Origin of the sequence: uncultured Kordia sp., assembly GCF_947489565.1 — a bacterium.
Classification (GTDB): Bacteria; Bacteroidota; Bacteroidia; order Flavobacteriales; family Flavobacteriaceae; genus Kordia.
Genome location: NZ_CANLEA010000024.1, coordinates 70172 through 77209, shown reverse-complemented (window position 1 = coordinate 77209; position 7038 = coordinate 70172). Strand labels below are relative to the sequence as shown.

Sequence of the window (7038 nt, the reverse complement as noted above, 5' to 3'; positions counted from 1 at the left end):
CCTACACTCATTGCTGGTGTGTCGTTATCGGTGATCGTTACTGTTCCACTATCATTTGTGTTAGATGTGTTTCCACTGGTTACACTTCCATTTACAGTGAAGTCCTCTGTTGGTTCTCCTGTAGTATCATCTGTAATTGGAATACTTACATCTACTGTCGTTTGTCCCGCTGGGATCGTTGCTGTTACGGTCGTAGTGGTATAATCATCTGGATTGGTAGCGCTGTTATCTGTCGTTGTGATACTTACTACTGTATCTACACTACTTGGATTGTCAATACTTACAGCTACACTCGCTGTTCCTGCATCTTCTGCTACCGTTACATCACCTACACTCATTGCTGGTGTATCGTTATCAGTGATCGTTACTGTTCCACTATCAGTGGTATTACTCGTATTGCCACTAGTTACAGTTCCGTTGACTGTAAAGTCTTCAGTATCTTCTCCTACAGTATCATCTGTAATTGGAATACTTACATCTACAGTTGTTTGTCCTGCTGGGATCGTTGCTGTAACTGTTGTCGTGGTATAATCATCTGGATTGGTCGCACTGTTATCAGTGGTAGTGATACTTACTACGGTATCTACACTACTTGGATTGTCTATGCTCACCGCTACACTTGCTGTTCCTGCATCTTCCGCAACCGTTACATCACCTACACTCATTGCTGGTGTGTCGTTATCGGTGATCGTTACTGTTCCACTATCGTTCGTGTTAGATGTGTTTCCGCTGGTTACAGTTCCATTTACAGTGAAGTCCTCCGTTGGTTCTCCAGTAGTATCATCTGTAATTGGAATACTTACATCTACAGTGGTTTGTCCCGCTGGGATCGTTGCTGTGACTGTTGTGGTCGTATAATCATCTGGATTGGTTGCGCTGTTATCAGTGGTAGTGATTGATACTACTGTGTCAACTGAACTTGGATTGTCAATGCTCACCGCTACACTTGCTGTTCCTGCATCTTCTGCCACCGTTACATCACCTACACTCATTGCTGGTGTGTCGTTATCAGTGATGGTTACTGTTCCACTATCAGTGGTATTACTTGTGTTCCCACTTGTTACAGTTCCATTTACAGTGAAGTCCTCCGTTGGTTCACCGGTAGTATCATCTGTAATTGGAATACTTACATCTACTGTCGTTTGTCCCGCTGGGATCGTTGCTGTGACTGTGGTAGTGGTATAATCATCTGGATTCGTTGCACTGTTATCGGTTGTAGTGATACTTACTACTGTATCTACACTAGATGGATTGTCAATGCTCACCGCTACACTCGCTGTTCCTGCATCTTCTGCCACCGTTACATCACCTACACTCATTGCTGGTGTGTCGTTATCAGTGATCGTTACTGTTCCACTATCAGTGGTATTACTCGTGTTTCCACTTGTTACGCTTCCATTTACAGTGAAGTCCTCTGTTGGTTCACCGGTAGTATCATCTGTAATTGGAATACTTACATCTACTGTCGTTTGTCCCGCTGGGATCGTTGCTGTAACTGTTGTAGTGGTATAATCATCTGGATTGGTCGCACTGTTATCTGTGGTAGTGATACTTACAACGGTATCTACACTAGATGGATTGTCTATGCTCACCGCTACACTCGCTGTTCCTGCATCTTCTGCCACCGTTACATCACCTACACTCATTGCTGGTGTGTCGTTATCGGTGATTGTTACTGTTCCACTATCATTCGTGTTTGAAGTGTTTCCACTAGTAACTGTACCATTTACCGTGAAGTCCTCTGTTGGTTCACCGGTAGTATCATCTGTAATTGGAATACTTACATCTACTGTCGTTTGTCCCGCTGGGATCGTTGCTGTGACGGTCGTAGTGGTATAATCATCTGGATTGGTTGCACTGTTATCGGTTGTAGTGATACTTACTACTGTGTCAACTGAGCTTGGATTGTCAATGCTCACCGCTACACTCGCTGTTCCTGCATCTTCTGCCACCGTTACATCACCTACACTCATTGCTGGTGTATCGTTATCGGTGATCGTTACTGTTCCACTATCATTTGTGTTACTCGTGTTTCCACTTGTTACAGTTCCATTTACAGTGAAGTCCTCTGTTGGTTCACCGGTAGTATCATCTGTAATTGGAATACTTACATCTACTGTCGTTTGTCCCGCTGGGATCGTTGCTGTGACGGTCGTAGTGGTATAATCATCTGGATTGGTCGCACTGTTATCTGTCGTTGTGATACTTACTACTGTATCTACACTAGATGGATTGTCTATGCTCACCGCTACACTTGCTGTTCCTGCATCTTCTGCCACTGTTACATCACCTACACTCATTGCTGGCAATACACACGCAGAAGTATCTCCGCTATCAGTTACAGCTGTTGTTGTTCCTTGCTGTGCAGAAGATCCTCCTACTTGCGGAATTCCGTTTGCATCAACATTATCTCCTAAACTATCGTCTGTTCCTGGGTTTACAAGATCCGTTACAATAAATGATCCTGCTCCTTCTATTGCATCTGCACAACCATCGCCATCACTATCAGTATCTAAATGATCTGCTATTCCATCTGCGTCAGAATTTACATCATCACAATACGTTAGTTCAAAAAGTTGCATCGTAACATTTCCTGCAGTATTTGAACCTCCATCTTTTCCAGCAACAAATGTTATTTGATTGATTGGTCCATTTGAAGATACTATAACACTATTGTTCGGCGCGTTTTGTCCTGTTTCAAAAGTACTCAGTACAGACTGACCAGTGATTACAAATTGGCCTACAGGTAAATTGTTATTAGCTACCGTTAGTGGAACATTTGCTCCTGCTAAAGTTGCAGAGAAATCTATTCTATCATTAAAGTCTAGTCCTCCCCATTTAAATTCTAGATTGTAAACAGGTTCTGAGAATGTAAGTGTATATACAGCAACACTTATAGATGCTGCATCATCTGGATATGATGATCCATTAGGGAAATTTGTATTGTTTGGTTGTACATTTATGTAAGTTCCGTCTACACCTGCAACTGGTCCTTGACTTGAAACACCGCTTACCCAAGTTGCACTATTTGTAACTTGATATGCAAAAGTAGCTGTTACATCTCCAAAAGGATATAAATCTATTACATTACCTGAACCAGTTCCTCCATTTGTACCTGTATCGACATTTGTAAAACTTTCACTTAATGCTACATAAGGTGTTACTGGACAAGAAAATTCATCCGTATCTAAAATACCATCATTATCATCATCATCATCACAACCATCTGGCACTAAATCTCCATCATTATCAACTGCATCATCGTATCCTTCACATTGATCATTATCATTTATTACTCCATCACCGTCATCATCACATTGACCATCTGTTACTGAAGCATTCGTTGAACTTCCTGCAGTTTGTCCTGTTGTTGTATTTACATTGTTTGGTACTCCCGTTGCTGGATCTACAGTTCCATCAAGCATATCGCTTCCGTCTATAGCACCCGCAAGTATGTTATCTCCACCTTCTAAAGCATCTGGACATCCATCGTCATCACTATCTGTATCTAAGTAATCTGGAGTCATATCTCCGTCTGTATCTACTACATCACATGAGTCAAATGACATTTCTAATACATCAGTTCCATTTCCGTCTAACCCTTCTCCTGTTACTTCGAATGTTAATGTTGAAACGATACCATATATTTGAATACTTCCCGCTGCCGTACCCAATCCTGCATTGTCTGCATCTCCTGAAAGTACAATTGGCGCTCCTGGTCCTAAGTTTCTACTAGGATCACGGTAAAATTGTTTTGAGTTTACTATTAATTGATTGTTTCCTGAAATCTTCGCCATACTAAGATTCGCATTTTGAAGCGTCCATAACGAAGTATTTGAAATATAATCTCCAGAAACTACTTGTGTATTCCCTCCTAATCTATCAATATGAATTATAGGGTTGTATACTGGACTTGTGTATGTAATTGTTACTGTTCCTACAACTCTATCATCGGCAGCTGCTTCTGCTGGTTCTGCTGAGTCATCCCATGTAACAGAAAGTTCTAAAGAGTTTGATCCTTCTACGATTGCATCAGAGAAGAAAGAATCTGTAGTCATTGTTCCGTTTGGAGTATAGGATATGATTCCTCCTGCAGGAATGGTACTTCCAAAAGAAACTCCATTTGTTCCTGCTGTGTTTGTATATGGATTGCTTCCTGTCCAAGTACCTGAAGTAATTGCTCGAGAAACACAAACATTTTCATTGTCATCAATAATACCATCATTATCATTGTCAATATCAATATTGTCTGTCACACCATCCATATCCGTATCAACAGAAGATGTTGAAGAACATGCTGCTGGCGGCGTTACAACCACATCAACTAATTGGCATGTACCATCGCTATCATCTGTAACTGTGAAAGTAATTGCACCTCCAGAAATTGCAAATGGTCCAAATAATTCTGGAATGTTATATGTAATTCCTGAACGCGTAATGCCTCCACTAACGCTATATGTTGATCCTAAGAGGTTTCCTGTTGGACTAATGTAAAAGGTAAAAGTATCGTCTGAATTATCAAATGGAGTTCCATTGTCATTACAGAACACCGATGTAACTGAAGCACTGTCGATTCTACAGAAATTACAAGCAGTTGAATCACCTGCATTCGTTACCGCAGTAGTTGTTCCTGTATAACCACCTTGCCCTGTTACTCTACCATTGGTAGGATTTACAGTTAAAGGCGCACTTCCTATTTGCCCATCATTATCTCCGTCAGCGTGTCCAGCTTCTAAAGCATCGGCACAGCCATCACCATCACTATCTTCATCTAATGAATCTATAACTCCATCGCTATCAGTGTCTAAACTTGCACATACACCATTGAAGTTTAACGCACAATAATCAGCATCTTCATAGTTAATTATCCCGTCATTATCACTATCTCCACTAGGATCGTCTGTTAAACAACTGAATGGATTTGAGGCAATTGTATTTACTACAAAGTTATCTGTTTGTGAGAATGTAGTTGTATCTGTAGGTGAACCAAATGTTCTGTTTACTTCTGTGACACCATCAATAAAAATTCTATAGGAATTCCCTTGAATACCATCTCCGAAAGTATCTGTTATTGTAAATAAGTAGTTTCCATTTTCCGTCACAGTTACATCTTGAGAAACCGTGATGTTTCCTGTTGCATACGTTCCAGCTGCTACACTAGCAACTGTTGTTCCTCCTCGTGATAAAGACCAACCTACTTCTCCTGAAAATTGATCTAAGTCTATTTCAACTCTGATCACAACATCTGGATTTGGCGTTACTGGATCTGTACCACATAATTCTTGTGTATCTAAGATACCATCATTATCATCATCTTCATCACAATAATCTGCAATACCGTCAGAATCTGTATCAAAATTTCCTGCAATTGATAAATCACAGAAATCTACATCACAATTTGTTTGCTGTACTGTTGTTGTTGTTGAACATGTTCCTGTAGTACCATCTGTAATTGTTATTGTATATAAGGTATTATTGGCTGAACCATCTTGTAATCTAAAGCTAGTTACAGCACCATATGTTCCTGTTGAAGGTGTTACTACTCCTCCATTATCTGCTGTCACTGTATATGTTGTTCCTATATCCGTTCCTGTAGGATTTAAGTCGAAACTAACATAGTCATCAGTTCTCACACGACTTAAATTATTATTACAGGTTTCATTTGTTTTGTTTGCATTAATCAAACAGTTAGAGCAATCGATTGCGAAAGTTGTACTAATTCCAGCATCTGTAACTACTCTACCATCGGCACCTTCTCTTGCTCCATTACCTGCTGGAACGTTACCACTAGTTACGGCTGTTGTTGTTATTGCAGAAGAACTAATTACAAATCCTCCTCCTCCAGGACCTCCATATTCAATGAATACTGGAGCTACTCCTGTTTGTGTTGTTGCATCTCCTCCACGAGCAAAGGCTCTTACTTGAGAATTTACAGAGTTTGCTTGTACTACTATATATCCGGCTCCACCGGCTCCACCTGTTACATTTGAAGCATCTCCAAAGAAGGTATATGTTCCTGAATTTGGTCCTGCATCTCCATCACTTACGATATCTCTGTTAGAACCGTCTGTTGTAATATTATTAGCTAAAACAATGATGATTCCTCCACCGTTTCCGGTAGCTGGTGCCCATTCTACTTCAGATCCTCCCGAAGCTCCCATAAATAATCGCAATGTACTTGCGTTATCGAAAACACTTCCTGCTGCTGGTGCATTTGATCCTGCGATTAGAGTTCCAGCTCCACCACTGGTTCCTCCACCACCGTAACCACCACCACCACCACCAGAACCTAGTGTTGCGTCAGTTGAGTTTGCTCCATCACCACCAACTCCAGCTCCACCATCTGGTGCTCCTTCTCCGGCAGTACAACCTCCGTGTCCTCCACGTCCAGTTCCTCCAGATAAAGGTGCTGCATTACCGAAATCACCTCCAAAATATAATGGATCAGTTCCCCAGTTTTCATCAGGTGTAGCTACTAAAGCTGCAGATTCTCCACAGTTATCTACTGTAAAATCTCCTGTAGTATTTCTTCCAAAGAATCCGTCTCCAGATCCATCTATGTTTGCATTTAGTGTTATATTATTATCACAAGCATCTATAAAAACAACTCCACCTGTAGTACCATTCCATGGTTGGGCTGATACAGTTCCAGCGACAGTTACGTCATTGGTATATTTAGCAATTCTTACCAATTGCACTCTTTCCGTTGCCGGACTGAATGTTTTAGTCACCGCAGCATCAATGGTAAGTGTCGTGCCTGAAATATTAGTGATTTTTGCTAAGTGAAAATTACCTGCTCCATTATCTACTCCACCTGCATTTCCACCTCCACTAATACCTGTCATTTGGATAATCATTACAGGATCATTGACTGCTAAACCAGCGCTACTACCTACAGTAACACTTGTTCCACTAACAGCGGTAACGGTAGCATAAGAGTTTACAACTCCTGAGATACTTTGTGCTTTAGCGTTTAATAAAAATAGTAATGACACTAGTAGTGTAACTAATATTTTCGAAGTAATTTTTTTCATAATC

1 protein-coding gene is annotated in these 7038 nt (G+C 40.8%); it reads right to left on the bottom strand.

Annotation, left to right across the window (positions count from 1 at the left end; genetic code table 11):
• Positions 1-7034, bottom strand: a 7034-nt coding sequence (locus tag Q0845_RS24140; RefSeq protein WP_298519340.1) for a Calx-beta domain-containing protein, incomplete at its 3' end; no start/stop codon positions are given.
• Positions 7035-7038 lie beyond the last annotated feature (4 nt).